Source organism: Planococcus salinarum (assembly GCF_007004625.1).
GTDB classification, from domain to species: domain Bacteria; phylum Bacillota; class Bacilli; order Bacillales_A; family Planococcaceae; genus Planococcus; species Planococcus salinarum.
In genome coordinates, this window is the sequence record NZ_VIFV01000011.1 from 81,108 (window position 1) to 103,007 (window position 21,900).

General features: G+C 40.4%; 23 protein-coding genes. 19 read left to right on the forward strand and 4 right to left on the reverse strand.

Annotated features, from left to right (window positions below; translation table 11 throughout):
* Positions 1-6 precede the first annotated feature (6 nt).
* Positions 7-1,860, forward strand: coding sequence for a nitric oxide reductase activation protein NorD (locus DIJ65_RS08470; RefSeq protein WP_071152325.1), 1,854 nt, complete (start codon positions 7-9; stop codon positions 1,858-1,860).
* Between the two features lie 267 nt (positions 1,861-2,127).
* Here DIJ65_RS08470 and DIJ65_RS08475 read toward each other — a convergent pair whose 3' ends face one another.
* Together DIJ65_RS08475 and DIJ65_RS08480 are read right to left on the reverse strand one after the other, a co-directional pair.
* Positions 2,128-3,306: a toxic anion resistance protein gene (locus DIJ65_RS08475; RefSeq protein WP_117301267.1), complete on the reverse strand. Its 1,179-nt coding sequence runs from the start codon at positions 3,304-3,306 to the stop codon at positions 2,128-2,130.
* Positions 3,278-3,976 (reverse strand): 5-bromo-4-chloroindolyl phosphate hydrolysis family protein, encoded by a 699-nt coding sequence (locus DIJ65_RS08480; RefSeq protein ID WP_117301269.1) that lies wholly within the window; start codon positions 3,974-3,976, stop codon positions 3,278-3,280. Before DIJ65_RS08480 ends, DIJ65_RS08475 begins: the two co-directional genes overlap by 29 nt.
* A 424-nt stretch (positions 3,977-4,400) precedes the next feature.
* On the opposite strand from DIJ65_RS08480, the gene DIJ65_RS08485 reads away from it, so the two are divergent.
* From DIJ65_RS08485 to DIJ65_RS08495, 3 genes are all read left to right on the forward strand, one after another.
* Positions 4,401-4,601: a cold-shock protein gene (locus DIJ65_RS08485; protein WP_117301270.1), complete on the forward strand. Its 201-nt coding sequence runs from the start codon at positions 4,401-4,403 to the stop codon at positions 4,599-4,601.
* A 445-nt stretch (positions 4,602-5,046) separates the two neighbouring features.
* Positions 5,047-5,271, forward strand: coding sequence for a cold shock domain-containing protein (locus tag DIJ65_RS08490; RefSeq protein ID WP_117301272.1), 225 nt, complete (start codon positions 5,047-5,049; stop codon positions 5,269-5,271).
* Positions 5,272-5,350: 79 nt separating this feature from the next.
* Positions 5,351-5,827 carry a YkvA family protein gene (locus tag DIJ65_RS08495; protein WP_117301273.1) on the forward strand — a complete coding sequence of 159 codons (477 nt, stop codon included), beginning with the start codon at positions 5,351-5,353 and terminating at the stop codon, positions 5,825-5,827.
* Positions 5,828-5,878: 51 nt separating this feature from the next.
* Here the strand turns inward: DIJ65_RS08495 and DIJ65_RS08500 are convergent, their stop codons facing one another.
* Both DIJ65_RS08500 and DIJ65_RS08505 read right to left on the reverse strand, forming a co-directional pair.
* Positions 5,879-7,486, reverse strand: coding sequence for an ABC-F family ATP-binding cassette domain-containing protein (locus tag DIJ65_RS08500; protein WP_117301275.1), 1,608 nt, complete (start codon positions 7,484-7,486; stop codon positions 5,879-5,881).
* A gap of 551 nt (positions 7,487-8,037) precedes the next feature.
* Positions 8,038-8,277, reverse strand: a complete 240-nt coding sequence (locus DIJ65_RS08505; protein WP_117301278.1) for a hypothetical protein — start codon at positions 8,275-8,277, stop codon at positions 8,038-8,040.
* Positions 8,278-8,365: 88 nt separating this feature from the next.
* Here DIJ65_RS08505 and DIJ65_RS08510 point away from each other — a divergent pair, with 88 nt between their 5' ends.
* The 15 genes from DIJ65_RS08510 to DIJ65_RS08570 all read left to right on the forward strand — a co-directional run bounded on the left by DIJ65_RS08510 (position 8,366) and on the right by DIJ65_RS08570 (position 21,716).
* Complete coding sequence (locus DIJ65_RS08510) at positions 8,366-9,550, forward strand: MFS transporter (RefSeq protein WP_117301280.1); 1,185 nt, start codon at positions 8,366-8,368, stop codon at positions 9,548-9,550.
* Positions 9,551-9,585: 35 nt separating this feature from the next.
* The gene (locus DIJ65_RS08515) at positions 9,586-10,338 is read left to right on the forward strand and encodes a YjjG family noncanonical pyrimidine nucleotidase (protein ID WP_117301282.1); all 753 of its coding nucleotides are present in this window, start codon (positions 9,586-9,588) and stop codon (positions 10,336-10,338) included.
* Positions 10,304-10,804, forward strand: a complete 501-nt coding sequence (locus DIJ65_RS08520; protein WP_117301283.1) for a GNAT family N-acetyltransferase — start codon at positions 10,304-10,306, stop codon at positions 10,802-10,804. The genes DIJ65_RS08515 and DIJ65_RS08520 overlap by 35 nt, the downstream gene beginning before the upstream one ends.
* 373 nt (positions 10,805-11,177) lie before the next feature.
* Positions 11,178-11,531 (forward strand): hypothetical protein, encoded by a 354-nt coding sequence (locus DIJ65_RS08525; protein WP_117301285.1) that lies wholly within the window; start codon positions 11,178-11,180, stop codon positions 11,529-11,531.
* A gap of 99 nt (positions 11,532-11,630) precedes the next feature.
* Positions 11,631-12,299, forward strand: coding sequence for an HAD family hydrolase (locus DIJ65_RS08530; protein ID WP_117301286.1), 669 nt, complete (start codon positions 11,631-11,633; stop codon positions 12,297-12,299).
* A gap of 326 nt (positions 12,300-12,625) precedes the next feature.
* On the forward strand, positions 12,626-14,515 hold the full coding sequence (locus DIJ65_RS08535) for a hypothetical protein (protein ID WP_117301288.1): 1,890 nt from the start codon (positions 12,626-12,628) through the stop codon (positions 14,513-14,515).
* Between the two features lie 208 nt (positions 14,516-14,723).
* On the forward strand, positions 14,724-15,041 hold the full coding sequence (locus DIJ65_RS16390) for a hypothetical protein (RefSeq protein ID WP_260678693.1): 318 nt from the start codon (positions 14,724-14,726) through the stop codon (positions 15,039-15,041).
* Positions 15,042-15,329: 288 nt separating this feature from the next.
* Positions 15,330-15,548: a hypothetical protein gene (locus DIJ65_RS08540; protein ID WP_117301292.1), complete on the forward strand. Its 219-nt coding sequence runs from the start codon at positions 15,330-15,332 to the stop codon at positions 15,546-15,548.
* A gap of 205 nt (positions 15,549-15,753) precedes the next feature.
* Complete coding sequence (locus DIJ65_RS08545) at positions 15,754-16,506, forward strand: YjjG family noncanonical pyrimidine nucleotidase (protein WP_117301282.1); 753 nt, start codon at positions 15,754-15,756, stop codon at positions 16,504-16,506.
* Positions 16,472-16,972 (forward strand): GNAT family N-acetyltransferase, encoded by a 501-nt coding sequence (locus tag DIJ65_RS08550; RefSeq protein WP_117301283.1) that lies wholly within the window; start codon positions 16,472-16,474, stop codon positions 16,970-16,972. Before DIJ65_RS08545 ends, DIJ65_RS08550 begins: the two co-directional genes overlap by 35 nt.
* A gap of 373 nt (positions 16,973-17,345) precedes the next feature.
* Entirely contained in the window at positions 17,346-17,699 is a 354-nt protein-coding gene (locus DIJ65_RS08555; RefSeq protein ID WP_117301285.1) for a hypothetical protein, read from the forward strand.
* A 99-nt stretch (positions 17,700-17,798) separates the two neighbouring features.
* Positions 17,799-18,467 (forward strand): HAD family hydrolase, encoded by a 669-nt coding sequence (locus DIJ65_RS08560; protein ID WP_117301286.1) that lies wholly within the window; start codon positions 17,799-17,801, stop codon positions 18,465-18,467.
* A 326-nt stretch (positions 18,468-18,793) separates the two neighbouring features.
* Positions 18,794-20,683 (forward strand): hypothetical protein, encoded by a 1,890-nt coding sequence (locus DIJ65_RS08565; RefSeq protein WP_117301288.1) that lies wholly within the window; start codon positions 18,794-18,796, stop codon positions 20,681-20,683.
* A gap of 208 nt (positions 20,684-20,891) precedes the next feature.
* Positions 20,892-21,209, forward strand: a complete 318-nt coding sequence (locus tag DIJ65_RS16395; RefSeq protein WP_260678693.1) for a hypothetical protein — start codon at positions 20,892-20,894, stop codon at positions 21,207-21,209.
* A 288-nt stretch (positions 21,210-21,497) separates the two neighbouring features.
* The gene (locus DIJ65_RS08570; RefSeq protein WP_117301292.1) at positions 21,498-21,716 is read left to right on the forward strand and encodes a hypothetical protein; all 219 of its coding nucleotides are present in this window, start codon (positions 21,498-21,500) and stop codon (positions 21,714-21,716) included.
* The last annotated feature ends 184 nt before the right edge of the window (positions 21,717-21,900 follow it).

Genomic DNA, 21,900 nt, shown 5'->3' on the forward strand with positions numbered 1-21,900 from the left:
GCATAGATGGCGTCTGTAAATCGCTTTATCCAATTCAATGATGAAACCATCGACACCCAAATGCTCCACCGGCTGGAGATGCTGGCGGGTGCACTTTCAGATGCTCCATATCTGAAAGTGACGACCCGCAAACTGATTGAATTGCGGCCGGCAGAGTCGGCGGTTTCGGTCAGTGTATTCTGGCGGCACCGGCCAAAACAAGTGGAACGGCAAGGGTATCTGTCGGATATCTATTTGCTGAGTGCCGGATTTTGGCGAAATTTCAGCTTAGCGGCCTGGAAGCAGTTTACACGGCAGCAGTCACCCTTGTCTTCACTTCGGGAACAACTCCTGCTTTGTGCCGAGGAATTCCGGCTGTCGGAAAAGGTTATGAAAGAACGCCCCGGAACAGCTGCAGCATTTGCTGTGCGCGAACAAGTTTACCGGGAATATCACCAGGATCAATTGGAGCAAAACCTGAAAAAAGGATTTTATGCCGACGCTTTTTTGAATTCCGCTTATTTGAGCCTTCGAGGTATTGAACCGGAAAGGGCGGTGGAATGGGAGGCCTTGCAGCTGATGTGGAAGGCAATGTTTGACGCGCATTCGACCGCTGATTCTGCTGCCATTGTGGACCGAATGTCCGCACGCCTGGAATTTATGCTGAAGGATGACATGATCCATACGTATTACACGTTCGGGGAGTCGGCGGAAAAAGTACCGCCCTTTCATTATCATGAAGGCATCGAAGCCGAAGAGGCGGAAGACCCCGAAGAAATTGAAACGATCGAGGAATGGTTTCAGACCTGGCACCGTGAAAGTGAAATGAAAGATGCGGCTGCGATGGAGTTTGAGTTGGAACGGGGCGATTCGCAGCTGGCAACCGGCGGACGGGAAGAGGCAGGTGCCGATGAAGTGCAGCAGACGGGCCGGGGCGATTCAAGTGGCGAGCATCTGGAGGACAACGATGCGGAGGACCGCGATATGGACAGCGGACCGAAAAAAGCCGGCGGGAAATTCGGCAGAGCGAACGAGCAGGTGGTGTACCATGAAAAGCGCTTGGCGGCAACCGGCGAACATGGCCGTATGATTGCTGATTGGCGCAGAAAACAGGCGCCCCATGTGCGGGCTTTGTTGAAGGAATTGAAAAAACGGATCACACAGCGCCATCAGGATTACCGCACCAACTTAAATGCAGGCAGATTATCGAAAAATCTGCTGCAGCTGGCACTCGAAGAACGCCCGAAGCCTTTTTACCGGAAATCGGCCCCGTCAAAAGAGCTGGATGCAGTTTTCTGTCTGCTGATTGACGGTTCCGCTTCCATGGTCGATAAATTGGATGAAACGAAGCAGGCCGTGCTGTTGTTCCATGATGTGCTGTGCGGGCTCGGCATAACGCATGAAATTGTGCTGTTTTACGAAGACGCGTATGAAGCAAGCGACAGAGAACAGCCCAATTATTTTGAGTGGATGCACAAATTCGAGGACGGCAGGCGGGACCATGCCCAGGAGATTGTTTCCTTTGAAGCGCATGAAGATAACCGCGACGGCTTTGCAATCCGCTGGATGGCTGACCGCGTCAAACTGCACAGTGAGAAACACCGCTTCCTGCTTGTCTTTTCGGACGGGGAGCCATCGGCCTATAATTACGCTGAAAACGGTGTAGTGGATACCGCCAATGCTGTGGCAGAGGCAAAAAAGGATGACATCGAGGTGCTGCATCTGTTTCTCAGCAGCGAGCCGATTACTGAGCAACGGGCAGCTTTCTACCGCATGATGTATGGCAATAAGTCCGTCAGCGCCGATTCGCTCGAGCAGTTTGTGGACCAGACGCTGCGATTGCTGAAACGGACGCTGCATCTGGTCATTCAATCTGGGTAGATCCAGTTTTTCGGTTGTGCGTTTCCGGTTTCCATTTAATTGCTTTATGTGACCCGATTTATTATTTCATACGCGTGATTATTTCCATTAAAGTGGGTATACTGTCCGCAAATGAAAAATACTGTCCGGAAGCGCTTGAATACTGTCCGGAAACGAAAAATACTGTCCGCAGCAGCCTAAATACTATCCGGAAGGTTAAAAAGGTTGCGGCGGCGTCTCAGAAATGAAAAAATCCCGTGAAGCACAAACGCTTCACGGGATTTTCCTTTATTGTTCTTTCGATTTTTCGCCTTCATGTATTGCCAGCAGTCGCTGCTTGAGCTCGTTTTCCATTTTGCCGATTTCCAGTTCAGCGGCGCGGCGGTTTTTCCGGCCCTCACTCTGGATCTGCAAGGTTTCTTCAATCGTCGTCAGAAGATTTTCCTGCGTTTTCTTCAATGTCTCGATTTCGATGATGCCGCGCTCATTTTCCTTGGCGGTTTCAATGGAATTCATTTTCAGCATTTCGGAATTCTTCAATAACAGGTTATTGGTCGTGGAAGTGACCTGTTTTTGCGCTTCTACAGCTTTCATCTGTTTGTTGAGTGTCAGGGCAATGGCAATCTGGTTTTTCCAAAGGGGAATCGACGTCATGATCGATGATTGGATTTTCTCGGCCAGCGTCTGGTTCGTCTGTTGGATCATCCGGATCTGCGGCGCACTCTGTATGGTGATTTGGCGGGATAACTGCAGATCATACAAGCGTTTGTCCAAACGGTCGACAAACTGCACCATGTCATTGACTTCCTGATAGGCCATCTGGTCATCCGATGCTTCCGCTTTTTTGCGCAGGGCAGGGATGGTTTCATTCAGAATCTCATCGCGCTTGATTTCAGCGGCTGCGATGTAGACATTCAAAGCCTGGAAGTACATCTTGTTTTGGTCATAGAGTTCTTCCAGCATCTGCACGTCTTCCAACAGGCCGCGTTTCGAATGATCCAGCTGGATGCTGATGCGGTCCACCTGAGTGCTCAGCTTCTGGTATTTAGTCATGATTTCCTGGACGGAATATTTCGCTTTGGCGAACAGTTTGCGGATGCCTGACTTTTTCGTCTCGGTCAATTCTTCCGGATTCAGCTCCTGCAATTTTTTCATCAGGTCATGCAGAACATCTCCGACAGGACCGATATCTTTTTGCTGCACATGATCGAGCATCTTGTGGGAGAAGTTACCGAGCTGGCTTTGTGCATTTGCCCCGTAAGTCAAAATGGCTTCGTGGTTGCCGGCGGGAATCTGCTTTGCCAGCTCCTGCGCTTTTTTCTTGTCTTCGTTTGACAATTTATCCATCAAGAGGACCGGCCGGCCGGTTTGCTGCTCGGCGGGAGATTGCTCCTTGTCCAGTTGGATGCCGAATGGCGATTCCAGCAGGTCATCCAATTCACTTCGTGTCGATTGATTTTCGCTCATTTTCCACGTCTCCTTCGTCATCGGCCAGGTGTTGAACCAATAGTTTCTGATTCTGCTGTTTATCGACGGCCAGGCGGGCATAGTCGAGTTCCATCCGAAGCTGTTCCACGTCGGACGCCAGCACTTTCTTTAAATCGTCTTCCAATACGCGATTCATCGATTGCAGGGTTTCACGGGTATCCTGCAATGCAACTTTCATTTGCTGGTCTTTGACAGGCTGCCCGACCAGCAAGGCATATTTTTCTGTCAACTCCAATGCGGAATCGAGATGCGAATAAAAGAAGGATTCCGCAAGGTAAAATTTTCTGGGATTTTGTTGCACGACCACAACGATCTTGTTCGCTATTTTTGTCATCTCCACCAATTGCCTGAAAGAAGAGATCGAGCGAACCCGGTAATACAGGCCCCTCAATTTTTTCGTCTTCTCTTTCGCTTCGTGGACTTGTTTGATCACATGCTTATATTCACTGCGGGTCATTCCGAATTCCTTGGAAGTCGATGAAAATTGCACTTGTTTAATAGTGGTATTGCTTGCCAGGTAGGTACCGGCAGCAACTGCTCCTGAAGCGAGCAATCCGATTTCCGCACCCAGATAAAGTACAGGAAACATCACTCCCATGATCGGGAGGCTGACCGATTGGCGTTTAATGAAGTTTTGGACTCGCTTCATGCGAAAGTCACTCCTTTATTGCATTCCTTCTATATAATACGGTTGAACGCCTTGAAAGTTTCATTGACAGCATCTTTATCCCCATTTTACGGGAAAGGAAGGGGCAATACAAACTTCGGAATCAGTGGCTCTTTATGAAGCTTTTTACTGGACAGATGGGATTGAATTTGGCAAAATGCAAGTAGAGAAATCAAGTGGGAGCCGATGCAGGAAGATTTATTGAAAATAATTTTATTAAATATTTAGATTTGTTTGACACTTGCACGCAATTTAGGTATTATTAAGGAAATAAATACTATCTTTACCTACAGCTATTCACATATTCCAAAAAGTGATCAGCACGTTATGGTACTTTTTGGAATATGTGAATTTTTTTCATGAAATTCCATATTGAAAATTTTTAAAATACCAGGAGGTTTTTTACATGCAAGAAGGAACAGTAAAATGGTTTAACTCAGAAAAAGGATTTGGCTTTATCGAAGTTGAAGGCGGAGATGACGTATTTGTACACTTCTCAGCGATCCAAGGCGACGGCTTTAAAACGCTTGACGAAGGACAAAAAGTTGAATTTGAAGTAGAGGAAGGCAACCGCGGACCTCAAGCTACAAACGTAACTAAAGTATAATCGCCAAGAGCTGCTCATTGTGAGCGGCTCTTTTTTTTGGGTGTTTTTTTCGTCCTTAAAAACAACTTACGGCTGTTTAAATGGCCTTCCAGAGACTTTGACACTTAAACACAGGAATTAGAAGACCAATGAATATATACCCATTAAAATCGTGGAAATTAAAAATAGTGTGATAAATAAGATGTTGCACTGGAAAATGCCGCTGCAGGCCTGGAACAAAAGGTGATGCGCCAATTACAGAAGTTGCATGCGTAAAATCAGCGTTCTCGCCAGTTGGTCTGAAATTTAAAAAAATTTCGTTAGCAATTGATAATAAAGAGGCCCACATTACATTGGGTGTTTTTTTATTTTTTGGAAATATTCGGCATCCCGTACAGGGAGTTTAGGAGACGGCGGATACAGGGTATAAAAACAGTATTGCTGATTTGAAATAGGAGGTTTTTGTATGGCTGATGAAGTATTGTCAGGTGAAGGAAAAGTAAAATGGTTTGATGGGGATAAAGGATATGGCTATATCGTTGCTGATGACGGAGAGGAATTCTTTGTTGAAACAATTTCCATCAATATGGAGCTTGGAGTGCTTATGCCCGGCCAGGAAGTAAAATTCAACATCGTACAGGGCAAACAGGAACGTGAGCGCATCGCAACCAATGTTACGATGAAATTCTGATATCTGTTCAACTCGTGTTTCATATAGGGATAGATAAGGTTATAGTAAGTATAAGTAATCATTCAAGGGGGAAGAAGCAATGGCAAATGACCAATTGAAAAAACCGCTGCCAAGTGAAGACGAGCAGCGCGATTTTTATCAGAAACTCAGGTATAAAATTCAAAAGTGGGTTGAAGGAAAAAGCGGAAAAAGCAGCAGATTATTGAAATATGTTTTGTTTGCACCGGATTTTTTCCATCTGCTTATGAGGCTGATGCTGGATAATCGCATCGACAGCAAAAGCAAGTCAATGATCGGAGCCGGAATCCTGTATTTCTTCGCGCCGGTTGACTTGTTGCCGGAAGCAATCATGGGACCAGCTGGTTTCGCTGATGATGTGGTCGTAGCGGTTTATATAGTCAATACGCTGCTCAACAAATATCCGAAGGAGATTATTGAGTCTCACTGGGCAGGGGATACCAGCCTGCTGACAGTAGTGAGTAAGCTTGCAGGCACAGGCAACAAATGGGCATCACGCCTGCCCGCTGGTAAAATGGTGAAGCGTTTCTTGAAATAGAAATACACAAAAATCCCGCCACACTGTCGCAGTGTGGCGGGATTTTTTGGATTAATTCGTGATGCCTTGTGTATCTTTCCATTCAAGGTATTCATCATACGACAATTGCTTGTCCAGAATTGATCCGTCTTCTCGGATTTCAATTACACGGTTGGCTACTGTCTGGATAAACTGATGGTCATGGGAAGTGAAGACCATCGCACCTTTGAATGCGATCATGCCGTTGTTGAGAGCCTGAATCGATTCCAGGTCCAAGTGGTTGGTCGGTTCATCCAGCAACAGGACGTTTGAATGAGACAGCATCATTTTAGACAGCATGCAGCGGACTTTTTCGCCACCGGATAAAACAGAAGGTTTCTTTTTCACTTCTTCGCCGGAGAACAGCATTCTGCCGAGGAAGCCGCGAAGGAACGTTTCACTTTCATCTTCCGGCGAATACTGGCGCAGCCAGTCAACCAGTGAAAGCTCGCTGCCTTCAAAATATGCGGTATTGTCAATTGGCAGGTAAGCGCGGGAAGTTGTGACGCCCCACCGTGCAAATCCTGCTTCCGGTTCGTCTTCTTCCGCAAGAATGCGAAGAAGGGCAGACTTGGCAAGCGGATCACCCATCAACACGATTTTATCATCTTTGTTCATATTGAAGTTAACGCCGTTCAAGAGTTTATTGCCGTCCACTGACTGGCTCAAGTCTTTGACAGTCAACACATCGTTGCCGATTTCGCGACCGATTGTAAAGTTGACGAACGGATATTTTCTGGAAGAAGGGCGGATATCATCCAGCTCGATCTTATCAAGCATTTTTTTCCGTGACGTTGCCTGCTTCGATTTGGAAGCGTTGGCCGAGAAACGGGCGATAAAGGCTTGGAGCTCTTTGATCTTTTCTTCTTTTTTGGAGTTCTGGTCAGAAGCCAGGCGGGTTGCCAATTGGCTCGATTCGTACCAGAAGTCATAATTCCCAACGTAAAGCTGGATTTTGCCGAAGTCCAAATCTGCAATATGTGTACAGACTTTATTCAAAAAGTGACGGTCATGCGATACAACGATGACAGTGTTTTCAAAATTCATAAGGAAATCTTCCAGCCATTGGATCGCTTTCAGGTCCAGGTGGTTGGTAGGCTCATCCAGAAGAAGAACGTCCGGTTTGCCGAAAAGCGCCTGTGCCAGGAGCACTTTCACTTTATCGGAACCGGAAAGTTCCGCCATTTTCTTGTCGTGGAGACTATCTGAAATTCCAAGTCCCTGCAAAAGGATTGCCGCTTCAGATTCTGCTTCCCAACCGTTCAGCTCGGCAAATTCGCCTTCAAGCTCGGCAGCGCGCATGCCGTCTTCATCAGAGAAATCTTCTTTCATATAGATGGCGTTTTTCTCTGTCATGACATCATACAATTTCTTATAGCCCATCATTACTGTATCAAGAACTTGTTTTTCCTCGTATTCGAAGTGATCCTGTTTCAGTACAGCAAGGCGTTCGCCTGAACCCATATAAACATTGCCGGATTGTGCTTCAAGTTCACCGGATAGAATTTTGATGAACGTCGATTTACCGGCACCATTGGCTCCGATCAGTCCGTAGCAATTTCCGGGGTTGAATTGGATGTTCACGTCTTCGAATAATTTACGGTCACCGAAACGCAAACTTACATCATTTACTGCTATCATTAATACGTACCTCCTAAATTTCACAATATGAATAGTATACCACGAAATGGCCGAAAACTGATAGCATCTGAGCGCGGTGTTGGATAAACTAATAGAGTGTAGTTCGCATGAGAGATATTTTGTACATATCGCTTCGGCGCTAAGGACAGAGCAAAGATTTTGCTCCTGCGCAAGCTCGTCGCAAAGGAGGCGCCATCTTCGTATGGCGCACCTTGCCTCCCGCAATAAGCCGAGAAAACCACTCGTCTTATTGCTCCGTCCAGTCCGGAGCCGCGCCGGCGCTAGAGACCTCTCTAGAGATATGAAGCAAAACAGCGAAGACGCCATGGGGAGCAGCGCCCTTGAATGTCTCGAAGCTAGCGGAGCGATGCAGAGACAGAAACGGAGTTGGCTTTCCAACTTCGGTTCGACGAAGTGCGAGTTATGCCCGTGCTCCTGCATCGCTTCGCTGCTTCGTCGCAAAGACTTAGCCTCGCGAGCTTCGGCTAATGACTTCGAAGCTTTTTTGCGCAATATCGGTTACTAAAATATGTTGTCTGAAAGTTGATAACTTAATAAGCTTTAAACTTCCGTTCCTTATAAGCCTCCAGCATGCCCAGGTCTTTGTTCAAAAGATATTCCATACGTACATAATCCCGCCGGTTCGGGATATGCTCTGCCGTCAGGCCCTTCATCGTAAAGATGAAGTAATAGCCGCCGATTTGGCGGAACCAGACCACAACATGCGGGAATTCGTCAAAAATCGCTTTTATATTGTATCGCTTTGCATAGCTCCAGTTCACAAGTTTCATAATGCAACCGCCTTTCATTGCTTCCATTTTAATAAATATTTGTGCCGAACACAAGTTTGTGTGCCGGCAAAGGAGGAGTGCATCCATTTTGACAGAGAAACATAAAAAATCAGCGCTTGGAGCCATGGTACTCGCGATCCTGTTCGTCTCCGTCAATCTGCGCCCGGCGATCTCGTCCATCGGTCCGCTTCTTGATACCATCCGGGATGATTTAGCCCTGACCAGCAGTGAGGTGAGCCTGCTGACTGCGGTACCGGTATTCTGTATGGGGCTGTTTGCGCCGCTGGCCGTCGTATTCAATAACAAACTGGGGTTGAAACGATCCATCGCGATTCTGGTGGCGGCAATCGGGGTGTTCACTCTTTTGCGTGGCATCCTGCCGACTTTTCCCGTCCTGCTGATCAGCGCATTTTTTATCGGCTTGTCGATTGCCATCATCAGTCCGCTGCTGTCGGCGATGATCAAGCGGAATTTTCCTACCCGGACCGCATCGCTGATCGGCGTCTATTCATTCGGCATGGGACTCGGTGCCACGTTGGCTGCCGGGCTGACCGGGGTATTCTACTCGATAGCCGGATGGCCCATCGCACTCGCGAGCTGGGGGCTTCTCGCAATTGCCGCGATCATTTTGTGGCTGCGCGTCAAGGAGCCAGCTGCAGAAGTCGCTGAAATTCCGATGGAGGGAGTGCCGGTGGTGTCGCCGTGGAAAACCAGGCGCGCCTGGTATATGCTGCTGTTTTTCGGCTTCCAATCGGCGTTGTTCTTTTCCATCATCACGTGGCTCGCACCGATCGCCATCGAAAAAGGCATGTCGATTCTGGTCGCAGGAGCGGTATTGACCGTCATGTCGATTGTGCAGATTGCCTGCAACCTGTCGATTCCAGTCCTATTGGGGAAATGGCCGAGCCGGCATTTATGGATCATGGTCAGCCTTGGGTTCGGCGCACTTGGCGTGTTGCTCTTGATGTTTGCGGATACGGTTTTTATCTGGCCGGCGGCAATCTGCCTCGGCATCACGCTCGGGGGGTTGTTTCCACTGGCGCTGTTGATGCCTCTGGATGAAAAGACATCGCCTGACGATGTCAACAGTTGGTCAGCCATGATCCAATCCGGTGGCTACATCATCTCCGCGGTGACTCCGTTTGCCATCGGACTATTTTACGACCGCTTTCAAAATCATATGATTTCGTTGAGCCTGTTTCTCGGATTTATTGTCATCCTGACAGTTTTTGCATTCCTGTTGAACAAGAAGCCAGATGCGATCAGTGAATAAATCGATTTCATGCAAAGTTAGTAGGGGGAAAGTTTATGAAAGCAAAATACAGTACGGTGATTTTTGATATCGCCGACACCTTAATGGATTTTTCGGTGTCGGAACATGCAGCATTACATAATACATTCATGGAGTATGAAATGCCGAGCGGTTTTTTGGATATGCACGATAGTTACCGGGCAATCAGCAAAATCCTGTGGAAGGATCTGGAGCAGGGGAAGATGGGCTTGAGGGAACTTGGCGTTGAACGTTTCCGCAGGCTGTTTCTGGAACACGACTCGGCAAAAGACCCGTTTGCATTCAGTGCCAGCTACCTCGATTATCTGGGTAAAGAAAGCCATTTGATGGCTGGAGCTCTGGAAGTTCTGGAGGGGTTGACGGATAGCCGGCTCGTTATCATGACGAACGGTTTCGGGGATGTGCAAAAAGCGCGCCTCAAAAATTCGCCGATAGCCGGTCATTTTGAAGAAATCATCATCTCCGAAGAAGCGGGTTTCCAAAAACCTGATCCCGGAATATTCGATTACGCTTTTTCAAAAATCGGAATCCCGGCAAAAGAACATGCAATCATCGTTGGCGATTCGCTGACTTCTGATATTCAGGGCGGCATTAATTTCGGCATCGATACCGTTTGGTTTAATCCAACGGACAAAGCGAATGACACCGGTATCCAGCCGACTTATGAAATACAGGATCTCCTCGAAGTCATCGACATTGTCAAAGGGGATTTTATCCACAGGAAGGGGACGCGGAATGATTATACGAGAAGCGATACCAGCCGATGCTGAACAATTGACGGGATTAATAGCGGAGGCTGAAAGTTCGGGTTTTATGATGTTCGACCCAGGCGAGCGAAAAATAACCGCTGAACAAATGGCGAAGCGCATCAGTTCTATGGAAGAAGATGAGTCTTCTGCGATTCTGCTTGCGGAATCGGCAGGTGTGCTGGCAGGTTATCTGTTTGCCATCGGAAACTCGCTGCAGCGCACGAGCCACATCATTTACGTCGCGATTGGCATCTGTGAAAAGAACCGCGGACAAGGTGTGGGTACGAAATTATTCACACAACTCGATCAATGGGCAAAAGAGCGGAATGTCCGCCGGATAGAATTGACGGTCATGATGAAGAACCGGGCAGGCCTCGCACTTTATCAAAAGATGGGATATAAGATAGAAGGAATTAAAAAGAATTCGTTGCTGGTGGACCGGGAATACATAGATGAATATTATATGGCGAAGGTGAATCGTTCGTAAATTTATGCAAGAAGGACAAAACTTGGAGAGAGAATGGAGTCATTTTTTAAAGCCGGCAGAATCGGATTAATACTGAACAAGCGAACTGACAAGTTTCTTATCGTTCGTAAATGTTCCAAAGATTAAATGGACGTTCGTAAAGTGTTTTGACACATTTACGAACGCTTTTTTTTATGGGTATATAGGGGTTTTTGGAGCGTTCGTAAAGGTGTACTTTTACGAACGGTGATTCATGGCCAGAACCGCCATGGAAAGTTGAGGAACTTTTTTTCTCCTAAAATGTCTTTATAAATTAATGTATTGTGTTAAATTGCGACTTGATGCAGTTATTTTTATCGAAAACATTTTATTTAAAAAGAAGGGGGGAGAAAATATGAATACTTTGACTTCTATTTTATTATTATTACTTTTGTTAATAATCTTGAGTGCAATTATCCTTGGTATAAACTTTCAGTATAAAAGCAGAGAAAATTTCAGAAGATTAACTTGGGGACTAATAATTGCCTTAAGTTTGCAGATATCAGTAGGTCTTTTATTTTTTACAGATGTACTGGCAAATTTACCTTTGGCTTTCTTTGATATTTTGTGGTGGTCTACAGTTTTAATTGGTTTGGTTTTTGGAGTTATGGACTTCAAGAAAAACAGTACTATGGCTTTAATAGCAATAGTACTGAGTATTGGGCTAGCGATAATTGGTATCCTTAGTCTGCTTGTCGGTTCGATGTAATAAAAATAATCGAAATTGCTATAGAATAAAACTCGTCTAACGCAACTAAAGTTGATTCATTTCAGTTAAAATCTATGGGGGAAATCAGAGGAGGAAACGATGAAATCATTTATTTTCGATATGGATGGCACACTTTTTCAAACCGATAGGATCTTAGAAATAGCTCTTGACGATACATTTGATCGTTTAAGAACTTTAAATCTTTGGGATTCCGGTACGCCAATTGCAAAATACCGAGAAATAATGGGTGTTCCATTGCCAAAAGTCTGGAAGGAGTTACTACCGAACCATTCATTTGAAATTCGTGAGGAAGCAAACGACTATTTTCATGAAAGATTAATTCAGAACATTGAAAATGGAAACGGAGCATTATATCCGAATGTCGAGGAAGTATTCATGCACTTGAAAAAGGAAGGACATGCCATCTATATTGCAAGCAATGGATTAACAGCTTACCTGTCTGCAATAGTGGCATTCTATAAACTGGATCGATGGGTTACAGAGACATTCAGTATTCAGCAGGTTTCCTCATTAGATAAAGGAGTATTGGTTGGAAAGATAATTCAAAAGTATGGAATCGAAAATGGGGCGGTTATCGGCGACCGATTATCTGATATCAATGCAGCAAAGATGAATAAGTTAACGGCTGTCGGCTGCAGATTCGATTTCGCCCAGGAAGAGGAATTGGCTCAAGCAGATTTTGTGATTGAAGATTTGTCTGAAATAATTCCTTTATCGGCGAAATTGAATAATATCCAATTAAGTTAACATTTATGGATAACAAATCTGTATAAATAGACTTCACTTTAATAAATCGTTCGTATGTTTTTAGTACGGAGTTTACATATCATCAAATTATCGGATGTTCCATAGTAAGAGCATGTATTTGTTAAAGTAACTGTTCTTTTTAAACAACTTTATTATCAACAAACAAAAAAGTTCGATTTGTCTACAAAGACTAATCGAACTTTTTCTATTTGTTGTGAAGTTCTAACACTAACAAGTCAATCAATTTAAAGTTTTATTTAATGTTAAACTTAAAGTGAATAAAATATAGAGTTTTATATAAATGTACGCTTAGGAGGAAAAATAATGTGAAAAAGCCTAGAAAATTAAAAATATATATACGAAAAGTGAAGATGAAATTGCTTCAAGGATGGTTCAACTTAGAAGGGAAGTACAAGTATCCATTTCTCTTTTACCTAAATAGGTTTACAACTTTTATCGAACTGATTATTGTAATCCTTTTTCTTTTAGGAATAATAAGTATGCAATTAAATATGATTCCAAAAGTACTTCTAGACGCAGTTTCAGAATATTTACCTTTGATTCCCGTGGACTTAAACAGACAATTAATATTTTCTCAAATCAGCTTAACCTTCATTATACTTTCAATATTTTCATTGATTGTTAATTTGAAAAAGGAGAAAATATTTGGTACATCAATATATAAAATAACCTTTGCTAAGTCTATTTTGGGTAATATCATATTTGCTGGTTTCATGATTTTTATCTTTCTATTTCTCAATATATTTATATTCGTCGGGAACAATGATTCTCTTAGAGTGTTCCCCTTATTTCTGGCCACATTGCTATTATTCACTTATTTGATACTGAAAATTGTAGTATTTACAAATAGCGAACAACTTAGCATTAATAAAATTGTAAGTATATACCACTGGGAAAATCGAAAAGCCATAATTAAAATTAAAAAGAAACCTTTTAGTAGATTTAAATCTATAACTCAATATTTATATTATTTAAGAGAAGATACCTTTGAAAAAATACTTAAAAAAGATATAGAATACCGACGGAATTTTTATGTTTTAGAAAGATTATCTAATTTATCTTTAGTTAATTACAAATTGAAGGTTCAAGAAAGTTACACAGAAATAGCTGCTACACACGATACAATTAATATTTGGAGTGAATGTATAGAAGAGTTAATCAAGAATGAAATATATTCAGAAGCAATTTCACAATATAATGAAATGATAAATCTATTCATCCGAAACGAAGCGTATATTTCATCTAATCGAATAAACAATATACTGGGTAGTTTATTTAACAGTTTATCGTCTTCAAAAAGCAGAATAATATTTGAACAGAACAAGAACGGATTAGAAACCGCAATTGATCTAACGATGCAGTATTCATATTACATCTCAAATAATGATCTTTCTTATAGTCGATTGGGACAGTTAGGCAGACAGTTTTACCTTAAACCCATGTACGGAGATTTTTTGATGGATTATTATAATTTAATAAATAAAAGATTAGATTTAACAGAGTCAGAAGAAACCAGAGAAGTTGGCAACTTTTTTGAATCATTAAGGATGATGGAATGGAAATTATCAGATCCACTTTCTTATGATTTAGAGACAAAGCACAATGTTTTTTTTACAGATATAGAAAGGAGAAAATACGACAGTGATTTACACCTGATGGGTTTACCACTCAGCAATTTAATGATGCTATTGATAGAAGATAATAAAAAAGGGAGATTGGTTTCTCTCCTTAAATTCTTCAATAATGGGTCAACGTATTATGCATGTTTAATTGTAGCAATAAAATTAAGTAGCCTATATTTTGATATTGAAAATACAATAAAGACTAAAAGTGATAAAGAGCTTATAATTCAATATCTTAGTTTGATTTTAATAAAGCTCACTGAATGGGAAGATTATAAGATTAAGAAAAATTGTAATCTAATTAAAGAGATGATTGAAGATAATAATAGCAAAGTATATTCAACGCCATATTTATCTAATAATGAAGCTGGTTATTTGAGAATCGTAAAGCAAGCTATAATGATCAAGAAGAAGAATATTGATTATAATAAAATTCATTTTTCAAATGTCCAGTTAGAAGAATTAATGAAGATGTTTAAGAATGTCAATGAGATGACAATCAGCAATCTCCAACGTGAAGAGAGTGAGAAGTTTAAAAATAAATATGGAATAATGAGCTTTCTTAATAATTAAGGAACTAATTTTTTCTAAAGAGCTTTTTTAAAAGCTCTTTTTCTTTTGGAAATATTTTCGAAAGAATACTGCGCTTCCAAATGGCAAGTTGTCATTTTCTTTGTGGTTTTTTTCGTTTTTCTCGAATGAAATCCTTCAAAATCTATGGAGGTGTAGGCATGAAAAAAAGTTAAGCAATGTAAAATTTTCATTAGTTTCCTTCTTGGCAATGGCTGCCTTCGCAGCAACCGCGTCAAGTGCATCCACTAGTGTTTCAGACGCGCTATCAAATGTAGGAATCAAAGACACAGGAGGTACATCCGGTCTGTTTGATGATTGGCAGAACGTAATATACCTAGTAATTGGCATTGGCGGTTTCCGGGGTGTGTTGTGGTTAGTCATAGGCGCAATGCTACTTACAGGAAGCGGCGGAAATCCACAGAAACGCGGAACAGGAATGGCTGCTCTGTTTTCAGCAGTTGTTGGTCTTTTCGTTGTATATAAAGCTTACGACATTGCAAGCTGGGCTACAGGCGTCGGCGGCTAATACAGTCATAGCCTTATTCATGAAGAACACCTTCAAAAATATTCTAATAGTAATACACAAGGGAGAAAGCCGTGCTGATCAGCAATGCTTTATCCTTTTGTCTGTTTATGTGTACTTTTACGAACGCTATTAGAGAGTTCCAATAAATCTATAAATGAAGGAGATTACAATATATATGAAGAATTAAGCAGAATAGGAATTTCATTTCCAAAATTCACACTTTAGTTTGATATAAACACTTTGAATAAGAAGTTTTTAATTTGAAGCACACAAATTTGGGGTGTAAGTATGTCGGTTGGATTTGCTTTATTGCTGGTTAGTATTCCAATACTGGTAATTGGTTGCTTTGTTCTACGTAAAGAAAAATTCTTATATACCGATGAATTTAAAGTTTACAAAGATTTTTCTATTTTTTCACCAATAGTCACTTTCTGGTTATGGAAATTGCTATTGCTGACTTTAGGAATTGGTTTAACCCTGCTTGGCATTCTTGCTTTTTTTCAATAAGGCGTTATATCTCTACTTCGTATCACTGCTGTTGTATTAATTGATTTTGAAGATTAGGAATTCATAAAACATTCGAAAACTGGCAAAAACCAAAAGAAAAAGTCCTTTATAATGGCCTGACAGTTTTTGCATTCCTGTTGAACAAGAAGCCAGATGCGATCAGTGAATAAATCGATTTCATGCAAAGTTAGTAGGGGGAAAGTTTATGAAAGCAAAATACAGTACGGTGATTTTTGATATCGCCGACACCTTAATGGATTTTTCGGTGTCGGAACATGCAGCATTACATAATACATTCATGGAGTATGAAATGCCGAGCGGTTTTTTGGATATGCACGATAGTTACCGGGCAATCAGCAAAATCCTGTGGAAGGATCTGGAGCAGGGGAAGATGGGCTTGAGGGAACTTGGCGTTGAACGTTTCCGCAGGCTGTTTCTGGAACACGACTCGGCAAAAGACCCGTTTGCATTCAGTGCCAGCTACCTCGATTATCTGGGTAAAGAAAGCCATTTGATGGCTGGAGCTCTGGAAGTTCTGGAGGGGTTGACGGATAGCCGGCTCGTTATCATGACGAACGGTTTCGGGGATGTGCAAAAAGCGCGCCTCAAAAATTCGCCGATAGCCGGTCATTTTGAAGAAATCATCATCTCCGAAGAAGCGGGTTTCCAAAAACCTGATCCCGGAATATTCGATTACGCTTTTTCAAAAATCGGAATCCCGGCAAAAGAACATGCAATCATCGTTGGCGATTCGCTGACTTCTGATATTCAGGGCGGCATTAATTTCGGCATCGATACCGTTTGGTTTAATCCAACGGACAAAGCGAATGACACCGGTATCCAGCCGACTTATGAAATACAGGATCTCCTCGAAGTCATCGACATTGTCAAAGGGGATTTTATCCACAGGAAGGGGACGCGGAATGATTATACGAGAAGCGATACCAGCCGATGCTGAACAATTGACGGGATTAATAGCGGAGGCTGAAAGTTCGGGTTTTATGATGTTCGACCCAGGCGAGCGAAAAATAACCGCTGAACAAATGGCGAAGCGCATCAGTTCTATGGAAGAAGATGAGTCTTCTGCGATTCTGCTTGCGGAATCGGCAGGTGTGCTGGCAGGTTATCTGTTTGCCATCGGAAACTCGCTGCAGCGCACGAGCCACATCATTTACGTCGCGATTGGCATCTGTGAAAAGAACCGCGGACAAGGTGTGGGTACGAAATTATTCACACAACTCGATCAATGGGCAAAAGAGCGGAATGTCCGCCGGATAGAATTGACGGTCATGATGAAGAACCGGGCAGGCCTCGCACTTTATCAAAAGATGGGATATAAGATAGAAGGAATTAAAAAGAATTCGTTGCTGGTGGACCGGGAATACATAGATGAATATTATATGGCGAAGGTGAATCGTTCGTAAATTTATGCAAGAAGGACAAAACTTGGAGAGAGAATGGAGTCATTTTTTAAAGCCGGCAGAATCGGATTAATACTGAACAAGCGAACTGACAAGTTTCTTATCGTTCGTAAATGTTCCAAAGATTAAATGGACGTTCGTAAAGTGTTTTGACACATTTACGAACGCTTTTTTTTATGGGTATATAGGGGTTTTTGGAGCGTTCGTAAAGGTGTACTTTTACGAACGGTGATTCATGGCCAGAACCGCCATGGAAAGTTGAGGAACTTTTTTTCTCCTAAAATGTCTTTATAAATTAATGTATTGTGTTAAATTGCGACTTGATGCAGTTATTTTTATCGAAAACATTTTATTTAAAAAGAAGGGGGGAGAAAATATGAATACTTTGACTTCTATTTTATTATTATTACTTTTGTTAATAATCTTGAGTGCAATTATCCTTGGTATAAACTTTCAGTATAAAAGCAGAGAAAATTTCAGAAGATTAACTTGGGGACTAATAATTGCCTTAAGTTTGCAGATATCAGTAGGTCTTTTATTTTTTACAGATGTACTGGCAAATTTACCTTTGGCTTTCTTTGATATTTTGTGGTGGTCTACAGTTTTAATTGGTTTGGTTTTTGGAGTTATGGACTTCAAGAAAAACAGTACTATGGCTTTAATAGCAATAGTACTGAGTATTGGGCTAGCGATAATTGGTATCCTTAGTCTGCTTGTCGGTTCGATGTAATAAAAATAATCGAAATTGCTATAGAATAAAACTCGTCTAACGCAACTAAAGTTGATTCATTTCAGTTAAAATCTATGGGGGAAATCAGAGGAGGAAACGATGAAATCATTTATTTTCGATATGGATGGCACACTTTTTCAAACCGATAGGATCTTAGAAATAGCTCTTGACGATACATTTGATCGTTTAAGAACTTTAAATCTTTGGGATTCCGGTACGCCAATTGCAAAATACCGAGAAATAATGGGTGTTCCATTGCCAAAAGTCTGGAAGGAGTTACTACCGAACCATTCATTTGAAATTCGTGAGGAAGCAAACGACTATTTTCATGAAAGATTAATTCAGAACATTGAAAATGGAAACGGAGCATTATATCCGAATGTCGAGGAAGTATTCATGCACTTGAAAAAGGAAGGACATGCCATCTATATTGCAAGCAATGGATTAACAGCTTACCTGTCTGCAATAGTGGCATTCTATAAACTGGATCGATGGGTTACAGAGACATTCAGTATTCAGCAGGTTTCCTCATTAGATAAAGGAGTATTGGTTGGAAAGATAATTCAAAAGTATGGAATCGAAAATGGGGCGGTTATCGGCGACCGATTATCTGATATCAATGCAGCAAAGATGAATAAGTTAACGGCTGTCGGCTGCAGATTCGATTTCGCCCAGGAAGAGGAATTGGCTCAAGCAGATTTTGTGATTGAAGATTTGTCTGAAATAATTCCTTTATCGGCGAAATTGAATAATATCCAATTAAGTTAACATTTATGGATAACAAATCTGTATAAATAGACTTCACTTTAATAAATCGTTCGTATGTTTTTAGTACGGAGTTTACATATCATCAAATTATCGGATGTTCCATAGTAAGAGCATGTATTTGTTAAAGTAACTGTTCTTTTTAAACAACTTTATTATCAACAAACAAAAAAGTTCGATTTGTCTACAAAGACTAATCGAACTTTTTCTATTTGTTGTGAAGTTCTAACACTAACAAGTCAATCAATTTAAAGTTTTATTTAATGTTAAACTTAAAGTGAATAAAATATAGAGTTTTATATAAATGTACGCTTAGGAGGAAAAATAATGTGAAAAAGCCTAGAAAATTAAAAATATATATACGAAAAGTGAAGATGAAATTGCTTCAAGGATGGTTCAACTTAGAAGGGAAGTACAAGTATCCATTTCTCTTTTACCTAAATAGGTTTACAACTTTTATCGAACTGATTATTGTAATCCTTTTTCTTTTAGGAATAATAAGTATGCAATTAAATATGATTCCAAAAGTACTTCTAGACGCAGTTTCAGAATATTTACCTTTGATTCCCGTGGACTTAAACAGACAATTAATATTTTCTCAAATCAGCTTAACCTTCATTATACTTTCAATATTTTCATTGATTGTTAATTTGAAAAAGGAGAAAATATTTGGTACATCAATATATAAAATAACCTTTGCTAAGTCTATTTTGGGTAATATCATATTTGCTGGTTTCATGATTTTTATCTTTCTATTTCTCAATATATTTATATTCGTCGGGAACAATGATTCTCTTAGAGTGTTCCCCTTATTTCTGGCCACATTGCTATTATTCACTTATTTGATACTGAAAATTGTAGTATTTACAAATAGCGAACAACTTAGCATTAATAAAATTGTAAGTATATACCACTGGGAAAATCGAAAAGCCATAATTAAAATTAAAAAGAAACCTTTTAGTAGATTTAAATCTATAACTCAATATTTATATTATTTAAGAGAAGATACCTTTGAAAAAATACTTAAAAAAGATATAGAATACCGACGGAATTTTTATGTTTTAGAAAGATTATCTAATTTATCTTTAGTTAATTACAAATTGAAGGTTCAAGAAAGTTACACAGAAATAGCTGCTACACACGATACAATTAATATTTGGAGTGAATGTATAGAAGAGTTAATCAAGAATGAAATATATTCAGAAGCAATTTCACAATATAATGAAATGATAAATCTATTCATCCGAAACGAAGCGTATATTTCATCTAATCGAATAAACAATATACTGGGTAGTTTATTTAACAGTTTATCGTCTTCAAAAAGCAGAATAATATTTGAACAGAACAAGAACGGATTAGAAACCGCAATTGATCTAACGATGCAGTATTCATATTACATCTCAAATAATGATCTTTCTTATAGTCGATTGGGACAGTTAGGCAGACAGTTTTACCTTAAACCCATGTACGGAGATTTTTTGATGGATTATTATAATTTAATAAATAAAAGATTAGATTTAACAGAGTCAGAAGAAACCAGAGAAGTTGGCAACTTTTTTGAATCATTAAGGATGATGGAATGGAAATTATCAGATCCACTTTCTTATGATTTAGAGACAAAGCACAATGTTTTTTTTACAGATATAGAAAGGAGAAAATACGACAGTGATTTACACCTGATGGGTTTACCACTCAGCAATTTAATGATGCTATTGATAGAAGATAATAAAAAAGGGAGATTGGTTTCTCTCCTTAAATTCTTCAATAATGGGTCAACGTATTATGCATGTTTAATTGTAGCAATAAAATTAAGTAGCCTATATTTTGATATTGAAAATACAATAAAGACTAAAAGTGATAAAGAGCTTATAATTCAATATCTTAGTTTGATTTTAATAAAGCTCACTGAATGGGAAGATTATAAGATTAAGAAAAATTGTAATCTAATTAAAGAGATGATTGAAGATAATAATAGCAAAGTATATTCAACGCCATATTTATCTAATAATGAAGCTGGTTATTTGAGAATCGTAAAGCAAGCTATAATGATCAAGAAGAAGAATATTGATTATAATAAAATTCATTTTTCAAATGTCCAGTTAGAAGAATTAATGAAGATGTTTAAGAATGTCAATGAGATGACAATCAGCAATCTCCAACGTGAAGAGAGTGAGAAGTTTAAAAATAAATATGGAATAATGAGCTTTCTTAATAATTAAGGAACTAATTTTTTCTAAAGAGCTTTTTTAAAAGCTCTTTTTCTTTTGGAAATATTTTCGAAAGAATACTGCGCTTCCAAATGGCAAGTTGTCATTTTCTTTGTGGTTTTTTTCGTTTTTCTCGAATGAAATCCTTCAAAATCTATGGAGGTGTAGGCATGAAAAAAAGTTAAGCAATGTAAAATTTTCATTAGTTTCCTTCTTGGCAATGGCTGCCTTCGCAGCAACCGCGTCAAGTGCATCCACTAGTGTTTCAGACGCGCTATCAAATGTAGGAATCAAAGACACAGGAGGTACATCCGGTCTGTTTGATGATTGGCAGAACGTAATATACCTAGTAATTGGCATTGGCGGTTTCCGGGGTGTGTTGTGGTTAGTCATAGGCGCAATGCTACTTACAGGAAGCGGCGGAAATCCACAGAAACGCGGAACAGGAATGGCTGCTCTGTTTTCAGCAGTTGTTGGTCTTTTCGTTGTATATAAAGCTTACGACATTGCAAGCTGGGCTACAGGCGTCGGCGGCTAATACAGTCATAGCCTTATTCATGAAGAACACCTTCAAAAATATTCTAATAGTAATACACAAGGGAGAAAGCCGTGCTGATCAGCAATGCTTTATCCTTTTGTCTGTTTATGTGTACTTTTACGAACGCTATTAGAGAGTTCCAATAAATCTATAAATGAAGGAGATTACAATATATATGAAGAATTAAGCAGAATAGGAATTTCATTTCCAAAATTCACACTTTAGTTTGATATAAACACTTTGAATAAGAAGTTTTTAATTTGAAGCACACAAATTTGGGGTGTAAGTATGTCGGTTGGATTTGCTTTATTGCTGGTTAGTATTCCAATACTGGTAATTGGTTGCTTTGTTCTACGTAAAGAAAAATTCTTATATACCGATGAATTTAAAGTTTACAAAGATTTTTCTATTTTTTCACCAATAGTCACTTTCTGGTTATGGAAATTGCTATTGCTGACTTTAGGAATTGGTTTAACCCTGCTTGGCATTCTTGCTTTTTTTCAATAAGGCGTTATATCTCTACTTCGTATCACTGCTGTTGTATTAATTGATTTTGAAGATTAGGAATTCATAAAACATTCGAAAACTGGCAAAAACCAAAAGAAAAAGTCCTTTATAATGGAAAGGTCAGGTAGTTCCTGTCCAAATCCACTAAAAAGGACTCACGCATGGACAAGAATACACGAAAAAC

Excerpts from the sequence above, each read along its gene's own strand:
- DIJ65_RS08490 (WP_117301272.1), top strand. The coding sequence starts at position 5,047 with ATGGCTGATGAAGTATTGTCAGGTGAAGGAAAAGTAAAATGGTTTGAT.
- DIJ65_RS08560 (WP_117301286.1), top strand. The coding sequence starts at position 17,799 with ATGAAATCATTTATTTTCGATATGGATGGCACACTTTTTCAAACCGAT.
- DIJ65_RS08545 (WP_117301282.1), top strand. The coding sequence starts at position 15,754 with ATGAAAGCAAAATACAGTACGGTGATTTTTGATATCGCCGACACCTTA.
- DIJ65_RS08525 (WP_117301285.1), top strand. The coding sequence starts at position 11,178 with ATGAATACTTTGACTTCTATTTTATTATTATTACTTTTGTTAATAATC.
- DIJ65_RS08555 (WP_117301285.1), top strand. The coding sequence starts at position 17,346 with ATGAATACTTTGACTTCTATTTTATTATTATTACTTTTGTTAATAATC.
- DIJ65_RS16395 (WP_260678693.1), top strand. The coding sequence starts at position 20,892 with ATGGCTGCCTTCGCAGCAACCGCGTCAAGTGCATCCACTAGTGTTTCA.
- DIJ65_RS08515 (WP_117301282.1), top strand. The coding sequence starts at position 9,586 with ATGAAAGCAAAATACAGTACGGTGATTTTTGATATCGCCGACACCTTA.
- DIJ65_RS08485 (WP_117301270.1), top strand. The coding sequence starts at position 4,401 with ATGCAAGAAGGAACAGTAAAATGGTTTAACTCAGAAAAAGGATTTGGC.
- DIJ65_RS08480 (WP_117301269.1), bottom strand. The coding sequence starts at position 3,976 with ATGAAGCGAGTCCAAAACTTCATTAAACGCCAATCGGTCAGCCTCCCG.
- DIJ65_RS08570 (WP_117301292.1), top strand. The coding sequence starts at position 21,498 with ATGTCGGTTGGATTTGCTTTATTGCTGGTTAGTATTCCAATACTGGTA.
- DIJ65_RS08470 (WP_071152325.1), top strand. The coding sequence starts at position 7 with ATGGCGTCTGTAAATCGCTTTATCCAATTCAATGATGAAACCATCGAC.
- DIJ65_RS08540 (WP_117301292.1), top strand. The coding sequence starts at position 15,330 with ATGTCGGTTGGATTTGCTTTATTGCTGGTTAGTATTCCAATACTGGTA.
- DIJ65_RS08505 (WP_117301278.1), bottom strand. The coding sequence starts at position 8,277 with ATGAAACTTGTGAACTGGAGCTATGCAAAGCGATACAATATAAAAGCG.
- DIJ65_RS08500 (WP_117301275.1), bottom strand. The coding sequence starts at position 7,486 with ATGATAGCAGTAAATGATGTAAGTTTGCGTTTCGGTGACCGTAAATTA.
- DIJ65_RS08475 (WP_117301267.1), bottom strand. The coding sequence starts at position 3,306 with ATGAGCGAAAATCAATCGACACGAAGTGAATTGGATGACCTGCTGGAA.
- DIJ65_RS08520 (WP_117301283.1), top strand. The coding sequence starts at position 10,304 with ATGATTATACGAGAAGCGATACCAGCCGATGCTGAACAATTGACGGGA.
- DIJ65_RS08530 (WP_117301286.1), top strand. The coding sequence starts at position 11,631 with ATGAAATCATTTATTTTCGATATGGATGGCACACTTTTTCAAACCGAT.
- DIJ65_RS16390 (WP_260678693.1), top strand. The coding sequence starts at position 14,724 with ATGGCTGCCTTCGCAGCAACCGCGTCAAGTGCATCCACTAGTGTTTCA.
- DIJ65_RS08495 (WP_117301273.1), top strand. The coding sequence starts at position 5,351 with ATGGCAAATGACCAATTGAAAAAACCGCTGCCAAGTGAAGACGAGCAG.
- DIJ65_RS08550 (WP_117301283.1), top strand. The coding sequence starts at position 16,472 with ATGATTATACGAGAAGCGATACCAGCCGATGCTGAACAATTGACGGGA.